Below are 21160 nucleotides of genomic sequence, written 5' to 3'. Positions count from 1 at the left end.
GCGGAAAAGCGGCCATCCATTCCGGTCGGCAACATCCACAAGCGACGCCTGTCGGGCGGTGGTTGATCGCGCAAACGGTCATCGGCCTTCCGGCGATGCTCATTACCAGATTGTTTCCGGCGACCGCACCCTCGGCCGGTGTGCGTAACTACTGCTTGTCGTCAGACTGCTACACGTCAAGTGCGGTGCATGACTTCAATCGGTATCAGCTGGGAGTGAGATGGTGCGGGATTCGCGAGTCCTCCGGCCGTTCGGCGCTCGACGCGCTATTCGACCGACCCGTTGGATAGTTGCTTTCGCTGTGGTCGGTCTGCTGGTGGCTTGCGGCCCACAGACCGGGTCCGAGGCGTTGCCCGGTCCGACCGCCGCCGCGAGTGAGTCGGCGAGTGCCACGCCATCCGCGACACCATCTGCTACGCCTTCCGCGGTGCCGTTGGCGAGCACAGCACCGCCGGCAGCGCCGGTCGCACCGGTTCCCGCAGGAGCGCCGAAGGCGCCCACGGTGGTGAAGAAGACCGTCACCGAGACGAAGTCGATTCCGTTCAGCACCAAGACGGTGAACGACGCGTCCCTCGCGAAGGGCACCAAGAAAACGAGGACCAAGGGCGTCGCCGGAGTGAAGACGCTCACCTACGAGGTGACCACAACCGACGGAAAGCAGACCGGCAGGAAGTTGGTCCGCGAAGTGGTCACCAAGGCGCCGGTGACGCAGGTGGTCGCCGTCGGCACCAAGGCGGCGAGCAAATGCGACCCGAACTACAGCGGATGCGTACCGATCGCCAGCGATGTGGACTGCGCGGGTGGAAGCGGAAACGGACCCGCGTACGTCACCGGCCCGGTGAGGGTGATCGGCAGTGACATCTACGACCTCGACCGGGACAACGACGGGTACGGCTGCGACGACTGACCTTGCGGTCGAAGGCGTCCGGTGCCTCTCAATCCATGGGGGCGCCGGACATCCCTTATCCGGGTCAGTCCTGGCTCGACGGCCTCCGGGGTGCGCCTCGGTAGGTGCCGAACGACCAGTGGTTTCCCTCCGGGTCGAGCACGATGAAGTCGCGCGAGCCGTAGTCGGTGTCGTGGAGGTCCCGTACGACCTTGGCGCCGGCTGCGGTGGCTCGCGCAAAGAGCGCGTCCGGGTCGTCGGTGACGACGTACGCGCCGAAGGTGCCCGGTGACAGTTTCCAGGCGTCGTCGGCGGTGCCGCGGTCGGTGCCGAGCATGATGCCGCCGCCGAGCGGCCAGGCGAGTTCGGCGTGGTCGACCCGGTCCCCGTCGGCGTGGACGGCGGTTTCCTCGAACCCGAAGGCGGTCACCAGGAACCTGATCAGCCCGAGCGCGTCGCGGGCGGTGAGGCTGGGCCAGACCTGCGGCGGTGGAGGTGGCACATCGTCAGTCTTGGCCGATGGCGTTTCGTCAGTCATGACTCGAAGTCTTCCGGGTCGCCACTGTCCATGACTTGGACGTTTCGGAACTCCTCTGCCAGCCACCGGCTCGGCGCACAGCCGGCGAACTCGCGGAACTCGCGGGCCAGATGTGCCTGGTCGTAGTAGCCGCCGGCCGTGGCCACGTCGGCCAGCGCGAGCGGTTCGCCGTTCGCGGCCCGGCGCAACAACACCCGACGCGTACGGTCGAAGCGCACCACCCGGGCGGCGACCTTGGGGCTGAGCCCGATCTCGTCCCGGAAGCGCTGGCCCAGGTGGCGGGTGCTCCACCCGACCTCGCGGGCCAGTTCGGTCACCGGGACGCTGCCGTCGGTGGCACCGAGGCGTCGCCAGGCCCAGGCCACCTCGGGACGGACGGCCCGTGCCCGATCGAGCCGGGCGAGCAGCAGCGAGTCCAGGGTGGCGAACCGGTCGGCCCAGCCGTCGCCCGCCAGCAGTCGCTCCTGCAGCCGGACCGCGAACCGCCCGAGTACGTCCGTACCGTCGAGATCCGCGTTGGCGAGTTCACCGGCCGGCAGGCCGAGCAGCGTACGGGCGCCGAGCGGCGACAGGGCGAGTTGCACCCCCGACTGCCGACCGTCGTGCGTGATGATCGCCGGGGCGGTGTGCAGGCCGCCGACGAGGGTGCCGTACCGGCCGGCGGGTGTCTTCGGATCGGGATGCGCGGCCACCACCAGCGGATCGTCCAACGTCACGATCATCGTCAGGTACGGCGACGGCAGGCCCCGGTGGCGTGCCGGCTCCACCCCGGCCTGCCGGTACCCGCTGTACCAGGCGACGTACGGCCGCAGCGGCGGCGCCGGACGCCACTGGACGAAGTCCGAGAGCGGCCCAGCCTGACTCATCTCGTCACTGTGCCACAGAACCCCTGCTCAGCAGCGCAGTCGCGGCGGCAGGGCCACGTCGGGTCGGTCCCGGTCGAGGTAGGTCGACTCGGCGAAGGCGAGGAACCGTCGCGCGTCGGCCGCGTTCGAGGCCAGCCCGAAGGAGACCCGGATCGCGCCGCCGGTCGGGACCCGCATCACGTCGAGGTACTCGTCGACGGTGGTGATGTTGCGCATCAGCGTCCGGGCCAGCCGCCACTTCGTGATGCCGAACGCGCCCTCGCCCGCGCCGGGATTGCAGAAGCAGCCCGTACGCAAGGACAGGCCGGCGGCGGTCGACTCGGCCGCGACCAGCCGCTCGTCGACCAGCGTGCCGTCCGGGTGGAGGAAGTTGAACGAGATCGTCCCGCCCCGGCGGTCGTTGGTCGCCGGGCCGTAGACCCGGACCAGGGGCTCGCCGGTGCGGTGCCGCAGCGCGGTCAGGTTGTCCAGGAGCCACCCGGTCAGCGCGTCGACCCGGGCGTGGATGACGTCGATCCCGATGTTGTCGACCCAGCCCAGGCCGAACTCGACGTCGGGGATGCCGAGGAAGTTGAGCGTGCCGTCCTCGAACGCGGACTCGTCGTCCATCGACTCGTACCAGTCGCCCTGGACGCTGACCGCCCGGATGGTGCCGCCGGCGAACCACGGCCGTCGCAGCCGGGCCAGCGCGTCCCGGCGGGCGATGAGGGCGCCGATCCCGGTCGGGTAGCCGAACAGTTTGTACCAGCTCAGGCAGACGAACTCGGGCTGGATCGCGCCGAGGTCCAGTCGGCTCGTCGGTACGAACGCGGCGGCGTCGAGCAGTACGTCGTACCCGTGGCGCTGGGCCAGCCCGACCCACTCCAGGGGATGCTGCACCCCGCTGAAGTTGCTCTGCGCCGGGAAGGCGAACAGCCCCCGCCGCTGCCCTCGTCGCCCCCACCGGAGGCTACGGCGGGTCAGCGCGGCCTCCACATCGGACTGCTCGACCCGCAACGCGTCTCCGCGTACGGGCACGTAGCGGAAGGCGGCGCCGGCGGTACGGGCGTACTCGCGGATGCCGTTGACCGAGTTGTGGTTGTCGGCGGTGAGCACCAGCGGAGTGCCCCGCCCGAACGGGTACGCCTCACCGACCAGGCGGCAGGCGCCGCTGGCGTTCGGGGTGAAGATGACCGCGTACTGCGCCGGGTCGGCGTTGAAGAAGGCGAGGATCGCCCGCCTGGCCGATTCGACCAGGGTGCCGGCCGCCACCGACGTCGGGTTCTCCGAGTGCGGGTTGCTGTAGAGCCCCGAGGTCAGCCGCCGGTGGTGGGCCTCGATCTGGGCTCGGGCGGGCACCCCCGCGCCCGCGTAGTCGAGGTAGACCTGCCCGTCCTGGTCGAGGTGGTTGTACTCGGTCGCGCGGAGCTCGTCGATCCGGCGGGTGGCGGCGTACGCCGGGTTGTCCGCCGTCAGCAGGTCAGGCCGTGCCACGGCGGTCCTTCCGGGCCAGCACGGTCCACGCGGCGACGAGGAAGGCGACCAGGAATCCGGTGAGGATCAACCAGTCCACCCAGACCGGGCGGGCGAAGCTGTCGCCGTAACTGGCCAGCAGCGGCGGGCCGAGCGGGGACCCGCCGTCGCGCCAGATCCGTTCCACCTCGGCGGTGTGGCCGAGCCCCTCGAACGCCCACCGGTTGGACATGGCGTAGCTGAGCCACCGGCCTCCGGCGGCCATCTCCGGCACCGGCAGGATCGCCCCGACGAACAGGACCTGCGGGAAGCAGAGCATCGGCAGCATCAGGGTCGCCTGGGCGGCGTCGGCCACCGACGCGGAGCAGAGCAGGCCGAGGGCGAGCGCCCCGGCCGAGGAGAGGAGCAGGGTGAGGTAGAGGGCGGCGAACGCGCCGCCGCCGGCCGCCGGCAACCGGTCGATGCCGCGCAACACCCCGAGCAGGGCCAGGTCGACCAGGGCCAGCAGCGGGAGCAGCACCGCGACCTTGGCCAACAGGTACGGCCCGACGCGTACGCCGGCCAGCCGTTCCCGCCGTACGATCGGCAGCTCGGTGCAGATCTGGAGCAGCCCGTAGGTGAGCCCGAAGAAGAAACCACCGAACGCGATCCAGAACAGGATCATCACCATCACGTTCGGGCTCGGATCGGCCGGTTCGAAGGCACCGGGGCGGAACAGCAGGGCGAACATGCCGAGCACCATCAGCGGCGACCCGAGCAGGATGGCCAGGGTGAGCCGGTTGCGACCGACGATCTCCAGGTTCCGGCCGGTCAGCACCACCCACTGGCGCACCGGCCCGACCCTCCGGCCCGGCCCGCGAACCGCCACCGGTGCGGTGACCGCCGGTTCCGGTGCCGGTTGCTCGTCGCGGGCGGCGAACCGGTCGGGCCAGGTGGCCGGTTCGGGTTCCTCGTCGAGCCGCAGGTAGACCTCGGCGAGCGTGGTCACCCCGAAGAACTCCCGCGCCGCGGCCGGGGTGCCGGCGAAGGCCAGCGCCCCCTGCCGGGTCAGTACGACCACCCGGTCGCAGAACTCCACGTCGGTGACCTGGTGCGTGGTCAGCACCACCGTGGCGGCCGAGTCGGCCAGCCCCCGCAGTACGCGCAACAGGTCGACGGCGATCGCCGGGTCCAGCCCGGAGGTCGGCTCGTCCAGGAAGAACACCCCCGGCCGGGTCAGCAGTTCGACCGCGATGCTGGCCCGTTTGCGCTCGCCGCCGCTGAGCCGTCCGACCGGCACCCCGGCCCGTTCGGTCAGGCCCAGTTCGGCCATCACCTCGTGGACCCGTCGGTTGAGCGCGGTCGGGTCGGTCCCCGGTGCCAGCCGGAGCCGGGCGGCGTACCGCAGGGTCCGTTCCAGCGGCAGCTCGTGGTGGATGATGTCGTCCTGCGGCACGTAACCGACGGCGGATGGTTCCCCGGTTTGACCGGCGTCCGTGTTGTGCCGTCGGTCCACTGTGCCGGAACTCGCCGGTCGTACCCCGGCGAGGGTTTCCAGCAGGGTCGTCTTGCCGGCGCCGCTGGCACCGATGATCGCCACGAGTTCGCCGGGTTCGATGGTGAGCGACACGTCGCGCAGGGTCTGCCGACCGCCGCGAACGGTCTGGCTCAGCCGGGACGCGGTGATGCGTACCCCGGCCGGTGGCGCGGTGATCAGTTCGGAGGGCTTCATGTCCGTCGATTTTCTGCGAGGGGCTGTACGGCTGGGTTTGCGGTGTGGTTAACCCGGCCCGCGATCCATCGACCGCCGGCCTGCGGTCTGCCGAATATGGCACGTCGTTCACATTTCGTCAGCGTTCATCCGAGTCGGATATCGGCGCCCTCGGTAACGCCGCAGGTCGTGGATCCGTACGGGATATCGTTTGGCGTTGGCTCGCCCGTGCCGGGGCGGCGATCGAGGAGGAGCTGACTGGTGGCCAGGACGAGGCGCCGTGCGCTGGTACGAGGCCACGGGCATCCCCGGATCCGGGCCACCCACGCCAAGACGTTGGAGTTCACCCACGACAACGAGGTGACCGAACGGGCCACCTGCGTCGTCGGGGTCGCCGCCGAGCTGGATCCGACCGAACTCGGCCTGCTGCGGGGCCGGGTGCGGTTCACCGTCGAGGCCGCCGGGCACGAGGCGACCGGCGAGGCGACGATCAACCCCGACCATGCCGTACGCGACGGGCTGGTGCTGCGTCGCAGCCACCACACCGACTCCGGCACCCTGGCCGTGGCGGCCACGCTGACCGCCGAGGACCTCGATCGGGACCTGGCCGCGGCGCTGACCGACCCGGCGACGGCGGTGACCCTGACCCTGGTCGAGGTGACCCCGCCCACACCGCTGATCCTGCTCCGGCAGGCGGGACAGTCCGTACCCGTGGGCCGGCTCGACCTGCTCTGGCGGCACGCGGACGAGACGGTCGACCTGGTCGGGTCCCGCGAGCCGGTGGCCGCCGGGGCGGTTCTCGACCGGGCCGGGATCGTCGCCGTGACGTTGCCCCCGGCGGGGGAGGGACCGTCGGGCACGGCGCTCGCCTGGCTCTCCGCCGCCGCCGGGGCGGGCGCCCGGTTCGCCCTGCTCGGCGGGGCGGGCGGTCCGACCGAGGTGCTGTTCGCCGCCGGCCTGTCGCCGACTCCGGCGCTCCTGCTGGGACGGGTGGACCGGCGGGCGGTACGCCGGCCCGAGGTCGAGGTCTCGCTGCGTTCCGCCCTGGCGCCGACCGTGCTGGTGGTGCCGGCCGACGAGGTCGACGCGGTGCTCGAACACGTGGTCGCGGCGACGCCCGCGCGGCGGGTCGCCGTACCGGACGGGCGGCCGGACGTGGGGACCGCTATGCGGTGGACCACCGCCGAGCGCGCCGGAGCCGCCGTACGCCGGGTCGGTGTCCCGGAGGTCACCATCGTGCTGGCGTCCTCGCCGGCCACCGACGAGCCGGTCGACCTGGACGCCCTGGTCCGGGCGCTCGCCTCCGCAGGGGTCTCGCCGAGGACGCTGAGTGAGGCGCTGGCCCCGTTCGGGCTCAACCGCCGTCGGGTGTACGACGCGCTGGGCCCGGACCGGTCTGCGGGCGGTCCGGCGGAACCTGGCGTACGCACCTGACAGAATCGCCGGATGCAGGTCGTACAGGGCAAGCGCCTGGTCACGCCCGACGGCGAGGTTCTCGACACCCTCCGGTCCCGGGCCGCCCGGGTGATCGTCGACGTCGGTACGGGAGACGCGCGCACCGCGTACCGGCTCGCCAAGGCGCAGCCGGAGTGGCTGGTGGTCGGGATCGACCCGGCCTGGCAGCGGATGTCGCCGACGAGCGTTCGGGCCAGCCGCAAGCCGGCCAAGGGCGGTGCCCCGAACCTGCTCCTGGTCAACTCCGCGATCGAGACCGTGCCCGCCGAGCTGCACGGGATCGCCGACGAGGTGTCGGTGCTGATGCCCTGGGGCAAGCTGCTGCGCGGCGTCGTGCAGGGCGACGGGGACGTGTGCGCGGGGCTGCGGGCGGTGGCCCGTACCGGTGCGGGTCTCGACATCACCGTCGGCACCAGCATATGGCGGGACCCGGTGCCGCTGGAAATCCGTGAGCTGCCCGAACTCACCCCCGAGTACGTCGACACCGTCCTCGCCGGTCCGCTCGCCGAGTGTGGTTGGCAGGTCACCGGGGCAGAGGTGATCAGTGGGGCCGAGATGGACCGGATGAGTTCCTCCTGGGCCCGGCGGCTCGGCTCCGGCAACCCCGAGGTGGTCATCCACGTACGGGCCACCGCCATCACAACAGGTTGAGACCGTACGGTTTGTGACCATCCGCGACGGCAGCGCTGCGTACGGTCGCACAACGGGTACGTCACGTCACCCGTCGATGGGTGAATTGTTGTTCGTACGCCGACCAGGTGGGGGATGGCAGCCGGCCCGCGGCCGTTCCCCACCTGGCGGTTGAAAGACACCTCGTCGAGGTTGTGACGGCCACGTTTCCGTTTCGTGGCACGCGGATCCGTATGCTCCGATCCGCGTTCGGACAGTGTTGCCAGGGTGGCATTGCGTGAACCGAAAGTCGGGTAACCGGCAGTGGGCCACTATGGGCCGACCGAGGGTACGCGTCCTGCGCACGGAGTCAGTAGCATCGGGGCCATGCCACGCCGTACGCCGCTTGCGGAGCGCGACTCGACACAGGTTATCGACATGTCCGGAGGGGGAGGGGCGAAGACCAAAAAGGCCCCCTCGAAGCACCGGCGGACGAAGCGGATCATCCTCATCACCGCGCTGGTGTTCGCACTGCTCGGCGGCGGCGGCGCGATGGCCGCAGGTCTCTACCTCCGCTCGCTGGAGTCGGGCATCGCCCGGGTCGACGCGTTCAACGAGGTGCCCGAGGAGTCGCGGCCGGAGAAGGTGGCCGACGGTGCGATGAACATCCTCCTGCTGGGCAGCGACACCCGTGACCCCAGCAGCGAATCCGGATCACGGACCGACACGATCATTCTCGCCCACCTGACGGCGGACAAATCGAGTGCGCAGTTGGTCTCGATCCCCCGTGACACCTGGGTGCACGTGCCGGCGTCAAAGGATGGCCGTCGTGGCAACAAGGAGGCGAAGATCAATGCCTCCTTCGCCTGGGGCGGCATTCCGCTGATGGTGCAGACGGTCGAGTCGTTCACCGGCGTACGCGTCGACCATGTCGCGGTCATCGACTTCGCCGGCTTCAAGGACATTGTCGACGCGCTCGACGGGGTCAGGGTCGACGTGGAGAAGAGCTTCACCACGGCCTATTCGCTGAGCCCGAGCGGAAGGCGGACCTTCACCAAGGGTCCGCAGACCCTGGACGGTGCGGCGGCCCTGGACTACGCCCGTGAGCGGCACGCCTTCGCCGACGGTGACCTGGCCCGGATCCGGCACCAGCAGGACGTCATCAAGGGCATCCTGGACAAGGCCGCCTCCGGAGGTCTGCTCACCAACCCGGCGAAGCTCAACTCCTTCGTCAAGGCGTCCTCGGACACCGTGAAGGTGGACGACACCCTCTCCCTCACCGACATGGCGATGAGCCTGCGGCACCTGCGCAGCAGCAACCTGACGTTCATGACGAGCCCCACCGAGGGCACCGGTACGCGGGGCACCGAGAGTGTCGTGGTGGCGAATACGGCGCAGGCAAAGCTTCTCTACGACGCGATGCGCCGTGACTCCGTTCCCGAGATCCTGGCGGCCGGCGTCAAGAAATAGGCGCCACTTCGACGGGTGGTTCGCGAGCCCGCGAAAAGCGCCCATGTGCGGTACGTGACCCGGGCAACCCGTACGGTGGTTGTCCGGGTCACGGCATCATTTCGACAGTTCCGGCCGGCGGGCAACGCGACGGTCCCGGTGATCGAGGGAACTTACTCGGGGGCCGGTTGCAGGGCTTCGCGCGGTCGGGTAGAAAGTGCGAGCGACATACGACACAACTGCGTCGTACACCAAGCTTCAAACACAGTTACGTCGCGCTTCTGGTAGGGGAGGACCCGGTGGGGGGCGTTACCCTGCTCAAAAGGCGCCGCGCCACCACGGCCCAGGACGGCGAACCGGACGGGTCCACGCCGAAATCCCGACGGCCGCTGCGGCTGCTCTCCCCCGAACGCCTCTACATCGCCGCCCTCGGCCTCACCGGGCTCGCGGCGGTGGTGTCGGTCACCCTGCCTGCGGCGGAGCGGGGTGAACTCGCCGCCAACATGGTCAGCGCCACCCTCGGCGCCGCCATCGGCGGCTTGTCCCTGGACACCTTCATGCTGTCCCGTCCGGGTGGCTGGGTCTTCTCCCGTGGCCGCAACTGGGTGCTGGCGATCCTCGTCGCGTCGGTCCTGCTGTCCGGCGTGGCCGCCGCGATACTCACCGCGGTCGCCGGCATCGGCAGCTACGTGGTCGGCGTCGGCGCCGCCTTCGGTCTGACGATTTTCAACACCGTCTCGTCGTTCGCGCTGCGCCGGAAACACTTCTGGCTGGTCTATTCGATGCGCGCGATCAGCGGCGCGATCCTGGTCGGCGGGTACGCGATCCTCTACGCCCGCGGACAGGTCGACGGTGGCCTGTGGAGTATGGTCTGGCTCGCGGTTCAGTGGCTCGGCGCCCTCGCGGTATGCGGTGTTGTACTGCGCCTGGTGTTGCGGGCCGGACCGATGCCGGCGGCAACTGCCACCGGCGCGGACTACCGCGCCGATCTGGTCGCGGTGGGCAAGCTTCACGTAGGGGTCTTCGCACAGATGCTGACGCTCCGGTTCAACCAGATCCTGGTGGCCAGGTTCGTCGGAGCCGGACCCCTCGGTGTCTACGCCCTGGCGGTGGCCGCGTTGGAGTTCGCGCAGGCCGGTGCCGTGGTACGAGCCCAGCAGATCCTCGCCGACCGGGACGCCGAGAACGGACCGGACCGGACCGGGGCGGTGGTCAAGGCGGCGCTGCCGATCGCCCTGCTGGCCGTCGTCGGGCTCGCCGTACTGGGCTTCCTGAATACGGAGTACCGGCACGCCTGGATTCTCGGGCTCTGCCTGCTGCCGGGTTCGCTGGCCACCTCGGCCGGCAAGACCTGGAGCGCCATGCTGCTGAAGAAACGGGGCGAACACGCGACGACCGTGGTCGCCCTCATCACGTTCGCCGCGGCGATCCCCGCGTACTTCGGGATCATCCCGTGGGCCGGGCTGATCGGGGCGGCGCTCGCCTCGTCGTTCGCCTACGCCGTACACGCCTTCGCCTCGCGAGCGAGCCTGCGTAAGTCGCAGCCCCCGAGTAATGGGACGGTTTGAGTTGGATGTCTCGATTGTGGTCCTCGCCTGGGAGGACTTCGAACGGACCCGTGCGTGTGTCCTGTCCCTGCCGGTCGAGGCCGAGATCGTCGTGGTCGACAACGGGAGTTCCGAGGACATCCAACGGGCGCTGAGCGAGTTCTGTGCCGAACAGGGCGTCACGTACGTCCAGTCCGGTTCGAACCTCGGTTACGCCCGGGGCATGAACCTCGGCGTCCGGCACACCACCCGGTCGAACGTCATCCTGTCGAACAACGACATCCTGGTGCACGAGGACGCCGTGGCCCGGCTGCTGACCGCTCTGGAGGATCCCGAGGTGGGTGCGGCGTTCCCCGGCGTGGTCACGCCGACGGGTGTGCAGCAGACCGAGGGCGGGCGGTTCCTGAGCCTGAAGGTCGGGCTCGCCCACGCCACCGGGCTGAGTCTCGTGATGCCGAGCCTGCGGCTCGTCGCGCCGCCGGAGAAGGCGGACTGGCTGACCGGGCCGTTCGTCGCCATGCGACGCAGCGCGTTCGACGCGATCGGTGGTGTCGACGAGACCTCGTTCTTCTACTCCGAGGACATGCGCCTGTGCTGGGCCGTACGCCAGCACGGGATGCGTCTCGCGTACCTGCCCGACGCGGTGATCATGCACGAGGACGACGCGACCGCGAAGCGGCGCTGGTCCGAGGAGGAGATCTCGCAGCGCCGGACGAAGGAGTTCATCCGCGCCAGCCGGCACATGGGCGGCCGGGTGGCCTGCACCGCCTACGTCTGGGGCACGGTGATCCGGGCGGCGGTCGGGCGCAACGCGGTCCGTCGGGCAATCGCCCGGGGTGCGGTCGAAGGACTGCGCGCCCGATGAAGGTGCTGTTCGTGTGCACCACCGGCGGCTCGGGCCGCCGGCAGCTCGGTGGCGCGGAACGGATCCTGACGGAGATCATTCCGGCGCACGCCCGCAGCGGTGTCGAGGTGGTCGCCGCCACCTCCGACGACGAGGTGGGCAGCGAACTGCGCGCCGCCGGAGTCCCGTGGGTCGAGCTGAGCGCCACCAGCCGGATCGACCTGAACTACGTACGCGAACTGCGGCGCCTCGTCCACGAGGTGAAGCCGGACGTGGTCTGCGCGCACCTGCTCTCCGCCGCGATGCACGCGCGGGCCGCGTTGAGCACCGAACGCCGTACGCCGCTGGTCGTCACCCTGCACAACAGCCTGTGGCAGTACCGTGACGCCGCGTCGTCGTTGAAGCAGAAGGCCGCGATCCAGTCGAACATCACCCTCGACCTGGCGATGCGCCGGCTGCGCCCGCACGCCACCGTGGCGGTCTCCGAGTTCGAGGCCGACGAGCTGCGCAACCGTGGCCACGTCAGCAAGAACATCCACCTGATCCCGAACCCGCTGCCGGTCACCTGGCCCGCGCCGACGCCCGCTGCCGAGCCGGTGGTCGGCCGGCGGCCGGTGGTCGGCTTCATGGGTCGGCTGGAGTTGGAGAAGGGCGTCGACCTGCTGTCCGAGGTCGCGTCCCACCTGCCGGAGGCCGACTTCAAGGTGGCGGGCGCCGGTTCGGTGCCGGTCGCCGGGCAGCCGAACCTCGAACTGGTCGGCCGGGTCAACGCCGCCGACTTCCTGCGCGGAATCGACTGCCTCGTGGTCCCGTCCCGGGTCGAGTCGTTCGGCCTCAGCGCACTCGAGGCGCTGTCGCTGGGCGTACCGGTGGTCCACTCCGGGGCCGGCGGCCTGGCCGAGGTCACCCGCCACGCCACCGGAACGCTCGCCTTCCGCGCCGATCTCACCCCCGCCGCCATCGCCGGGTCCATCCGCGAGGCGACCGCGGGAACACCACCGGAGCGCAGAGAGGCGGTCGCGAAATGGTACGCGGAGGAGTACGCCTTCGAACGATGCGTCCAGCGGTGGCAGGACCTCTACCGGTCGCTGCTCTGATGGCCACCGACACCGGGGCGACCGACCCGATGAGCGAACCGCCGCACCAGCCGGCGGACCGGACGAGATTGGTGATGCCCGCGTGCCAGCGCTGACCGTCGTCACGGTGCTCTACCGCTCCGCGGACATGCTCGCCGACACGCTCCCGACCTGGGTGAGCAGTGCCGCCGGGCTCCCGGTGAACTTCATCTTCGCCGACAACTGGCCCGAGGACGGGTGCGAGAAGGTGATCGCCGGCTGTCTCGACGAGGACCGGTACACGTACCTGCCCGACTCGTCGAATCCGGGCTTCGCGGCCGGGTGCAACCGGGCCGTGGCGGCCGTACCGGACGGGCACGTGCTGCTGTTGAACCCGGACGTCTGGCTCCCCGAGGACGCGCTGGCCAGGATCTGCGCCGCCATCGAGGAGGATCCCGGCGTACCGGTCGCGGTCGGCCTCGCCATGCACGGCGGCGAGTACGTCGGGATCGACCTGAACCCGATCTCGCTGTTCATCGACCGACCGGCCGGGGCGGCACGCGGACCACTGGGACCCTCCGGTGGCGCCGCCGTCTTCCCGACCGAACTCTTCCGCCGGTTCGGCGGGTTCTACGAGCACCTGTTCGCCTGGGGCGAGGACGCCGACCTGGCGTTCCGGCTGTACGCCAGCGGACTGCGTACCCGGAAGATGGACCTGATTCTGCCGCACGCCGGCGGCCACAGCGTCGAGGGCGACAACAAGCTGCTCGGATTCCGGGCCTTCCTGCTCGCCCGCAATCGGGTCCTGGTGGCGTCCAGGACCTTCACCCGGCCACTGATGATCTTCGCGATCCCGCTGATCGTGGTGGCGCACTGCGGCCTGGCCCTGCGACGGATCCGGCAGGGTCTGCTGCGGCCGTTCCTGCGCGGTGTGCTGCGCGGCCTCCGGGAGGGGCCGAAAGCGCGTCGAGAGTGGACCGGAGCACGGTTCGGGATCGTCTCCCTGTTGGGTTACCTGAGGGTTCGGAGAGCAGGATGACCAGTCACCTGTGGAGTGTCGTGACCGTCACCTACAACTCGGCGGACGCGCTGAGGCAGTGCTGGGATGGCGCGAAGCCGTACGAGTGGATCGTGGTGGACAACAACTCGTCCGACGACTCGGTCGAGGTCGCGGAGAAGCTGGGCGCCCGGGTGATCCGGCTGCCGGAGAACGTCGGCTTCTCCAAGGCGAACAACGTCGCCGTACGTCAGGTGACCACCGAGTACGTCCTGTTCGCCAACCCCGACCTGGAGGTCGGCCCGGACGGGCTCGACGTACTGCGGGCCCATCTCGAGGTGCACGGTGGCCTGGCCGCCCCGCAGCTCCTCTCCTCGGCGGGGACCCTGCAACCCAACGGGCGCGGTTTCCCGTACGCGACGGCGAAGCTGGGCAACCGGAAGATCTGGCCACTGTCGCGGATGCACTCCTCGTACCGGCTGATCGCCGACCCCGGCGAGGCGATCTGGGTCGCCTGGGTGATGGGTGCGGCGGTCGCCGCCCGTACGGCGGACTTCATGCGCATCGGTGGCTGGAACGAGCGGTTCTTCCTCTACTACGAGGACCACGAACTCGGGCTGCGCGCCTGGCGGCACGGGGAACCGGTGGCGCTCATCGGCGACGTCCGGTGGACCCACCACTGGGCCCGTGCCACCAACTCGTTCCGCTGGTCGAAGGCGCACACCTTCGAGATCGAGAGCGCCCGTACGTTCTACGGCATGTTCCCCGAGTTCGTGGTCGGCATGCCGCCGGCGCCGCGCCGGCACCCCCGGGCGGCGGCCCTGATCGGATCACCGGTCCGGTCCAGCCACATCCCCGCCGGGGCCTAGGAAGGAAACGCCGATGACGATGCCGGAACACCCGGTCGCGCCGGTCACGCCGCAGTCGGTCCTCAGCCCGCTGACCAGCTCGGCCATGTTCCTCGTCGTCACCATCGACGACGGCGGCGAGCAGGCCGTACGGGACCTGCTCGCCGACATCGCCGGGCTGCAACGGTCGGTCGGCTCCCGGGCCGAGTCGGCCGCGCTCTCCTGCGTGACCGGGATCGGCTCGCTCGCCTGGGACCGGCTGTTCACCGGCCCGCGACCGGCCGGGCTGCACCCGTTCCGGGAGATCGCCGGCTCCCGGCACCGTGCCGTTTCCACCCCCGGCGACCTGCTGTTCCACCTGCGGGCCGGGCAGCTCGACCTGTGCTTCGAACTGGCCGCGCAGATCATGAAGCGGTTGGACGGTGCGGCCCGGATGGTCGACGAGGTGTACGGGTTCAAGTACTTCGACGGGCGGGACCTGCTCGGCTTCGTCGACGGTACGGAGAACCCCACCGGTACGGCCGCACACCGGGCGGTGGTGATCGGCGCCGAGGACGCGGACTTCGCCGGTGGCAGTTACGTCATGGTGCAGAAGTACCTGCACGACCTGACCGCGTGGAACGCGCTCCCGGTCGAGGCGCAGGAGAAGGTGATCGGGCGGACCAAGCTCGACAACATCGAGTTGGACGACGAGGTCAAGCCGGCCAACTCGCACGTGGCGCTGAACGTCATCACGGGGCCGGACGGCCGGCAGCAGCAGGTCCTGCGGGACAACATGGCGTTCGGGTCGCCGGGGCGCGGTGAGTTCGGGACGTACTACATCGCCTACTCGGCCACACCCGACGTCACCGAGCGGATGCTGACGAACATGTTCGTCGGGGACCCGCCGGGCAACTACGACCGGATCCTGGACTTCTCGACCGCGGTGACCGGGAACCTCTTCTTCGTACCGTCCCTCGACTTCCTGGACGTCCTGCCCGACGCGCCGTCTGACGAGGCGGGGGAGCGGACCGACGGACTGGTGCCGACCCAGGCCACCGCGGAGCACCGCCGGATATAGCGCGATTAATGGCAGCTCTGTCCCCTGTGGACAGGGGTGGCCCGTGAATCGGGTCGGCAAATGGTCGTGCCAGCTATAGCGCGGGACACGATCGACGGGGTAGAAACACACCGATCCCTTCCTTCGCGGCTTGGACCGGGCCGGGCCGGTAAAGAGAGCGCTCTCTTCGCCGGCCGGTGACGACTCGCCGCCGTCCCCGACAGGCAGGTCGATGAAACCCATCCAAGACCAGGGCGTACGAGCGACCGCGCGCCCGCGTACCAATGGCACCCTGCGCCGCCTCGGCACCGTCATCTCCTCGGCCGCGCTGCTCACCGCCGGCGGCCTCGTGCCGCTGGCCGGCACCGCCGCCGCACACGGGGGCGGACGCCCCGACTTCGGACCCAACGTCTTCGTCTACGACCCGTCGACACCGGTCACCCAGATCCAGGCCAAGTTCGACGAACTCTTCGCCCAGCAGGAAGAGAACGAGATGGGTACGAACAGGTACGCCATCCTGTTCAAGCCCGGCCAGTACGACGTCAACGGCAAACTCGGCTACTACACCACCGTCGCCGGCCTCGGCCAGTCACCGGACGACGTCGACATCCGGGGTGCCGTACGCGTCATCGGCCAGCCCGACCCCGGCTCGGCCGCCGGGATCTCCGCCCTCACCAACTTCTGGCGCTCGGCGGAGAACCTGTCCGTGACACCGACCGACTGGTCCAACCAGTGGGCGGTCTCCCAGGCGTCCCCGATGCGCCGGGTGCACATCAAGGGCGTGCTCTGGCTCGAACCCGGCAACGCCGGCTTCTCCAGCGGCGGCTACATCGCCGACTCGAAGGTCGACGGGGTCACCATCAACGGCTCCCAGCAGCAGTGGATCACCCGGGACAGCCAGCTCGGCGACGTCTGGACCAACGGGGTCTGGAACCAGGTCTTCTCCGGCGTCGTCGGAGCACCCGAGACGGGCTTCCCGAACCCGCCGTACACCACGCTTCCGACCAGCCCGGTCACCCGCGAGAAGCCCTACCTGTACGTCGACGCACGAGGCGACTACCGGGTCTTCGTACCGACCCTGCGGCACAACACCTCCGGCACCACCTGGGGCGACGGGCAGCGGCAGGAGGGCTACTCGCTCCCGATCGGCGACTTCTACATCGCCAAGCCCTCCGACAGCGAACACACCATCAACAAGGCCCTGGCCCGGGGCAAGCACCTCCTGCTCACCCCCGGCGTCTACCACCTCGACCGGGCCCTGCGGGTCAAGCACAAGAACACCATCGTGCTCGGCCTCGGCATGCCGAGCCTCGCCCCGGACCGGGGTGACGCCGCCCTGCGGGTCGACGACGTCGACGGCGTACGGATCGCCGGTGTGCTGGTCGACGCCGGTGCCCGCGAGTCCGACGTACTGGTCGAGGTCGGTGACAAGCACAGCCGCAAGGACCACTCCCGCAACCCGATCTCGTTGCAGGACGTCTTCTTCCGCATCGGCGGACCCTGGGTCGGCAAGGCCAAGACCAGCCTCGTGGTGAACAGCGACGACACCATCATCGACAACATCTGGGCCTGGCGCGGCGACCACGGCAACGGCATCGGCTGGTCGCAGAACACCGCCGACACCGGCGTCGTGGTCAACGGCGACGACGTCACCGCGTACGGGCTCTTCGTCGAGCACTACCAGAAGTACCAGACCGTCTGGAACGGCGAGGACGGCCGGACCATCTTCTACCAGAGCGAACTGCCCTACGACCCGCCGAGCCAGGCCGCGTGGACCAGCCCCACCGGCAAGGGGTACGCCTCGTACAAGGTCGGCCGGCACGTACGCGAGCACGAAGCGTGGGGTCTCGGCGTCTACTCGTACTTCAACCAGGAGGTCGACATCCGGGCGGACCGGGGGATCGAGGTCCCCCGTACCCCGAAGGTGAAGTTCCACAACATGGTCACCGTCTTCCTCGACGGCAGTGGCGGGATCGAGCGGACCATCAACGACGCCGGCACCCCGGTCGTCGGCTCGTACGGCACCAGCACCATCGTGAGCTACCCCGAGGGCTGACCGGGACAGCGGTCAGCACAACCGGCGGCGGCCGGCCCGGAACCAACCGGGTCGGCCGCCGCCGGCCTTTTCTTCCCGTTCGTCTTCCTGCATGGAATGCGCCGTCCGTTTCCGCTGAACGCCGACGCCCCGCGAACACGTACAACCGAATCCCGGTGGCGCCCGTCAGAAGAGGGGATCCCAGGGAGGTAGCGCCGGATGCGCGATGGATCGGAACGGGAATACGTCGAGTACGTCACCGCACGACTGCCCGCACTGCGCCGGCTGGCGTACTCGCTCTGCGGGGACGAGCACCAGGCCGACGACCTGGTCCAGGAGGCGGTCACCAAGCTCTACCTGAGCTGGGCGAAGTCGTCCAGGGCCAATTCGCTCGACGCCTGGGTGCGGGTGATCCTCGTACGCGTCTTCCTCGACAGTCAGCGCAAGGGCTGGTGGAAGGTCCGCCTGTTCGGGATGGCACCCGACGTACGCGCCAGCGTCGACCAGCCCACCGAGGACCGGACCGTGCTGCACGCCGCGTTGGCCAGGGTGCCACCGAGGCAGCGAGCCGTCCTGGTCCTGCGCTACCTGCACGACCTGCCGGTGAACGAGGTGGCCGAGGTGCTCGGCTGTTCCGCCGGCACGGTCAAGAGCCAGACCTCCCACGGGCTGAAGGCGCTCCGCCGACTCCTGGGCGACCAGGACCTTGCCGGCGCGGTCGGCGGATCACGCGAAGCAGTCACGTCGCCACGCGGAGCCGGCACCTTGCCACGCGGAGCAGTCGCAACGACACGGGAAGGATGAGAGATGGACAACGAAGACGAGTACGCGATCGCCCTGCTGCGCCGGCTCGACGACGAGCCGAGCACCCCGAGTCGGGTGGACCTCGGTAGGGCGATCATCGAGGGGGGACGGCGCCGCCGGACCCGACGCGCGCTCGGCGGAGGGGGCGCGGTCGTACTGGTGGCGGTCATGGTGGCGACGGTGCCGGTCGCGCTCACCGCCCTGCGCCCGGATCCGTCCGGGCCGAAGAACCAGGCCGCCGAGGCCACCGCCCCGGCCACCGGGAAGCCCGCCGCGACCCGGCCCGCGCCGACCGTGGCGGCGCCCACCGGCTGCTCCGTGCAACGGCTGCCGCTGCCGGACAAGGAACCGATGAGCCTGGTCACCGGCGCCGACCCGACCGGACGGTTCATCGCCGGCCGGACCTACCCGGACAAGCGGCAGGACGGCTATCCGATCCTGATCTGGGACAACGGGGTACCGCACCGGATCGTCCTGCCCGGCGCCGACCAGGCCCTGGACGACATCAACACCTCCGGCGTCGCCGTCGGCTCGGGTTGGCTCGACGACGGACCGCACGCGTACGTCTACCGGGACGGAAAGGTCAGTCCGCTGCCCGCGAAGGGCAGCGCGGAGGCGCGGGCGATCAACGACGCCGGGCAGATCGTCGGGGTCCGGGGAGAGGCCGTGGTGGGGTCGCAACCGATCCTCTGGCCGAACGCGTCGGCCCAGCCGGTCGACCTGCCACTGCCCGGTCCCGGCTGGGTGGGCCAGGTCGCGGGGATCGACGAGGACGGGACCGTTGCCGGCGTGGTGTGGGAGATCCCCCGAAACCCCGGGCGGACCGAGTCGCAGGATCCCGGTACGCCGAAGAACCCCCGGTCGGGCATGGCCCGCTCGGCGGGTTACCTGTGGCTGCCCGACGGTTCGGTACGGGAACTGCCGAAGCCGACCGTGCAGGGCCAGCCGGCGGACGCGTTCCTGCCGAGGAGCATCCGCAACGGCTGGATCATCGGAAACGCGGTCAGCTACACGGAGAACGGCGACCAGACCATGACCGCCGCCCGCTTCTACCTGCCGACGAACGAGTTCGTCGACTTCCCGACCCGCGCGTTCGATCCGGAAAACGGCAACGGACAGGGATGGGCCAGCGGCTTTTTGCCTGACCGACGCCTGGCGCTGCTCACCGACACCATGACGGTCGAGCTGCCCTTCATCGAGCCGCACAAGCTGGAGAACGGGGACCGTGCCCTGACGATGAGCGACGACGGACGGATCGTCGCCGGCCAGAGCGAGGACGCCGACAACGTCATCCAGGCGGTCGTCTGGAACTGCCGCTGACCGGAGTTTCTCTGTTACGACTCCCGAGCCTGTCCCGTCCGCCACGGGACAGGCTCGGGACCCGGCGGCTGATCAGTTCTCGTCATCCCCGTTGCCCCGCCTCTTTCCGGCCGGGGGCAGGCTTTCGGCGAGGCTGTCGAGGTTCGCCCGCAGAACGTCGTACGCCCCGGAGCTGACCTGGTTGTCCTCGCGAAGATCGGTGAGCCGGTCGCGTACGTCGGCGAGCTTCTTCGCGGCATCCTCGGCGTCGCCCTCGGTCAGCTTCCGGGCGACCTCGTCCAGCTTGTCGTTCAGGTCCTCGGCCGCGTCGGCGTCCACCTCTCCGGCCTGTACCTGAAGGTCGAGCGACGTCTGCAGGGCGACCAGACGCGCGGTGGTGCCCCCGCCCGGACGGCTGGTCGGGCTGCTCGGGCTGGTCGGACCGCTTGCCGGGTTACCGGCGGCGGGGGTGGGCGCGGCAGCCGAGGCGGACGCGTCGGAGGACCCGCTGGGGGACGCCGCGCCGGCTTCCAGGCCGGTGTTCCCGTCACCGGTACGGGTTGCCAGCAGTGTGCCGACCACGATGACGGCGAGCAGGATCGCCCCGATTGTCACCATCACCACCCGACGGGAGCCGTCACCGCGCGATCCGACCGTCGTCCTGCCGCTGCCGCTGCCGCTGCCGCTGCTGTCGCTGTTGCTGTCGGTGAGGGTCGGCATGGTTCGGGTAGGGGACATCACCGAGGCGGCGGCGCGTACCGGCGCGGCCGATTCGGGCTCGGGTGAGTGCGGCTGGGGGGCTGTGTCGACCACGACCGTCCTCTGCTCACCGGAGGACGGTCCGGCCGACGACAGCGCTGCCAGGCGGTCGCGTACCTCGGTGGCGCTGGTGGGGCGGTCGGCGGGATTCTTGGCCAACAGTTGACCGACCAGGCGATCGAGACCGGCCGGAATCCCCGGCCGGACCGATGCGAGCGCCGGGGCGGGTTCGTGCAGGTGCTGCCACAGCACCCGGAGCGGGTTGTCCCCGGTGAACGGAGGCTGGCCGGTCAGCATCGCGTACAGCAGGCAGCCGAGCGCGTACAGGTCGGTTCGCGCGTCCACCGGGTCGCCGGCGGCCTGCTCGGGCGCCATGTACTGGCTGGTGCCGACGGTGGTGGCCGGTGCGGTCAACGTCGCCTGGCCGGCGTGCAGGAGGCGGGCGATGCCGAAGTCGCACACCTTCACCGTGCCCGCCGGATCGAGCAGGATGTTCGCCGGCTTGATGTCGCGGTGCACCACGCCCGCCGCGTGTGCCGTGGCGAGTGCGCCGCAGACCTGACCCGCGATCTCCAGCGCCCGGTCGAGCCCGAGCGGGCCGTCGCCGAGCAGCGTCGCCAGGTTGGGCCCGTCGACCAACTCCATGACCAAGTACGGCTCACCACCGTCGCTGCCCACGTCATGCACCGCCACGATGTTGGGGTGACCCAGGCGGGCGGCCGTACGGGCCTCGCGGTCGAACCGCTCCAGCATGCTCGGGTCCGCCATCCCGGCCGGATTGAGCAGCTTGACCGCGACCGACCTGCCCAACCGGAGATCGACGCCGCGCCAGACCACCGCCATCCCGCCCCGGCCCAGCATCGTCTGTAGTTCGTAACGGTCAGCTATCACACGCCCGGCCACGGGCCCACCCTGACACATCAACCGGGCAGCCCGCTGCCTGGGCGTCGTACGCCCTCATGTTCATCCCGGTGGCTCATCCCGAAGC

At 70.1% G+C, this 21160-nt stretch carries 18 protein-coding genes; 13 read left to right on the top strand and 5 right to left on the bottom strand.

The genetic code is table 11. The features are described 5' to 3' along the window. The first annotated feature begins 502 nt into the window (after positions 1-502). Positions 503-907 carry a G5 domain-containing protein gene (locus OIE47_RS10280; protein ID WP_326561263.1) on the top strand — a complete coding sequence of 135 codons (405 nt, stop codon included), beginning with the start codon at positions 503-505 and terminating at the stop codon, positions 905-907. Positions 908-971: 64 nt separating this feature from the next. Here OIE47_RS10280 and OIE47_RS10275 read toward each other — a convergent pair whose 3' ends face one another. The 4 genes from OIE47_RS10275 to OIE47_RS10260 are packed head-to-tail and all read right to left on the bottom strand — an operon-like array spanning position 972 to position 5453. Further along, positions 972-1424, bottom strand: a complete 453-nt coding sequence (locus tag OIE47_RS10275; protein ID WP_326561262.1) for a VOC family protein — start codon at positions 1422-1424, stop codon at positions 972-974. Continuing rightward, positions 1421-2290, bottom strand: coding sequence for a helix-turn-helix domain-containing protein (locus OIE47_RS10270; protein ID WP_326561261.1), 870 nt, complete (start codon positions 2288-2290; stop codon positions 1421-1423). The genes OIE47_RS10275 and OIE47_RS10270 overlap by 4 nt, the downstream gene beginning before the upstream one ends. Before the next feature lie 27 nt (positions 2291-2317). Continuing rightward, positions 2318-3763 (bottom strand): aminotransferase class V-fold PLP-dependent enzyme, encoded by a 1446-nt coding sequence (locus tag OIE47_RS10265; protein WP_326561260.1) that lies wholly within the window; start codon positions 3761-3763, stop codon positions 2318-2320. Then, on the bottom strand, positions 3750-5453 hold the full coding sequence (locus OIE47_RS10260; RefSeq protein ID WP_326561259.1) for an ABC transporter ATP-binding protein/permease: 1704 nt from the start codon (positions 5451-5453) through the stop codon (positions 3750-3752). Before OIE47_RS10260 ends, OIE47_RS10265 begins: the two co-directional genes overlap by 14 nt. 240 nt (positions 5454-5693) lie before the next feature. On the opposite strand from OIE47_RS10260, the gene OIE47_RS10255 reads away from it, so the two are divergent. The 12 genes from OIE47_RS10255 to OIE47_RS10200 all read left to right on the top strand — a co-directional run bounded on the left by OIE47_RS10255 (position 5694) and on the right by OIE47_RS10200 (position 19434). Next, positions 5694-6866 (top strand): DUF371 domain-containing protein, encoded by a 1173-nt coding sequence (locus tag OIE47_RS10255; protein WP_326561258.1) that lies wholly within the window; start codon positions 5694-5696, stop codon positions 6864-6866. Between the two features lie 12 nt (positions 6867-6878). Continuing rightward, positions 6879-7538: a class I SAM-dependent methyltransferase gene (locus tag OIE47_RS10250; protein ID WP_326561257.1), complete on the top strand. Its 660-nt coding sequence runs from the start codon at positions 6879-6881 to the stop codon at positions 7536-7538. Positions 7539-7934: 396 nt separating this feature from the next. After that, entirely contained in the window at positions 7935-8966 is a 1032-nt protein-coding gene (locus tag OIE47_RS10245) for an LCP family protein (RefSeq protein WP_326561256.1), read from the top strand. A 278-nt stretch (positions 8967-9244) separates the two neighbouring features. After that, positions 9245-10513: a lipopolysaccharide biosynthesis protein gene (locus OIE47_RS10240; RefSeq protein ID WP_326561255.1), complete on the top strand. Its 1269-nt coding sequence runs from the start codon at positions 9245-9247 to the stop codon at positions 10511-10513. A gap of 1 nt (position 10514) precedes the next feature. Continuing rightward, entirely contained in the window at positions 10515-11357 is an 843-nt protein-coding gene (locus OIE47_RS10235) for a glycosyltransferase family 2 protein (protein ID WP_326561254.1), read from the top strand. Further along, positions 11354-12433: a glycosyltransferase family 4 protein gene (locus OIE47_RS10230; RefSeq protein WP_326561253.1), complete on the top strand. Its 1080-nt coding sequence runs from the start codon at positions 11354-11356 to the stop codon at positions 12431-12433. Before OIE47_RS10235 ends, OIE47_RS10230 begins: the two co-directional genes overlap by 4 nt. Positions 12434-12515: 82 nt before the next feature. After that, positions 12516-13430 (top strand): glycosyltransferase family 2 protein, encoded by a 915-nt coding sequence (locus OIE47_RS10225; protein WP_326561252.1) that lies wholly within the window; start codon positions 12516-12518, stop codon positions 13428-13430. Further along, entirely contained in the window at positions 13427-14257 is an 831-nt protein-coding gene (locus tag OIE47_RS10220) for a glycosyltransferase family 2 protein (protein WP_326561251.1), read from the top strand. The genes OIE47_RS10225 and OIE47_RS10220 overlap by 4 nt, the downstream gene beginning before the upstream one ends. Positions 14258-14270: 13 nt before the next feature. Next, on the top strand, positions 14271-15296 hold the full coding sequence (locus OIE47_RS10215) for a Dyp-type peroxidase (RefSeq protein ID WP_326561250.1): 1026 nt from the start codon (positions 14271-14273) through the stop codon (positions 15294-15296). Between the two features lie 211 nt (positions 15297-15507). Continuing rightward, complete coding sequence (locus OIE47_RS10210; RefSeq protein WP_326561249.1) at positions 15508-17331, top strand: adenylyl cyclase; 1824 nt, start codon at positions 15508-15510, stop codon at positions 17329-17331. Between the two features lie 198 nt (positions 17332-17529). Further along, on the top strand, positions 17530-18114 hold the full coding sequence (locus OIE47_RS10205) for a SigE family RNA polymerase sigma factor (RefSeq protein WP_326561248.1): 585 nt from the start codon (positions 17530-17532) through the stop codon (positions 18112-18114). Positions 18115-18117: 3 nt separating this feature from the next. Then, entirely contained in the window at positions 18118-19434 is a 1317-nt protein-coding gene (locus OIE47_RS10200) for a hypothetical protein (protein ID WP_326561247.1), read from the top strand. 72 nt (positions 19435-19506) lie between these two features. On the opposite strand, the gene OIE47_RS10195 is transcribed toward OIE47_RS10200, so the two are convergent. Then, positions 19507-21075, bottom strand: coding sequence for a protein kinase domain-containing protein (locus OIE47_RS10195; RefSeq protein ID WP_326561246.1), 1569 nt, complete (start codon positions 21073-21075; stop codon positions 19507-19509). Positions 21076-21160: the final 85 nt, after the last annotated feature.

It is taken from the genome of Micromonospora sp. NBC_01796 (assembly GCF_035917455.1).
Classification (GTDB): Bacteria; Actinomycetota; Actinomycetes; order Mycobacteriales; family Micromonosporaceae; genus Micromonospora_G.
This window is presented reverse-complemented; position numbering and strand designations above follow the sequence as displayed.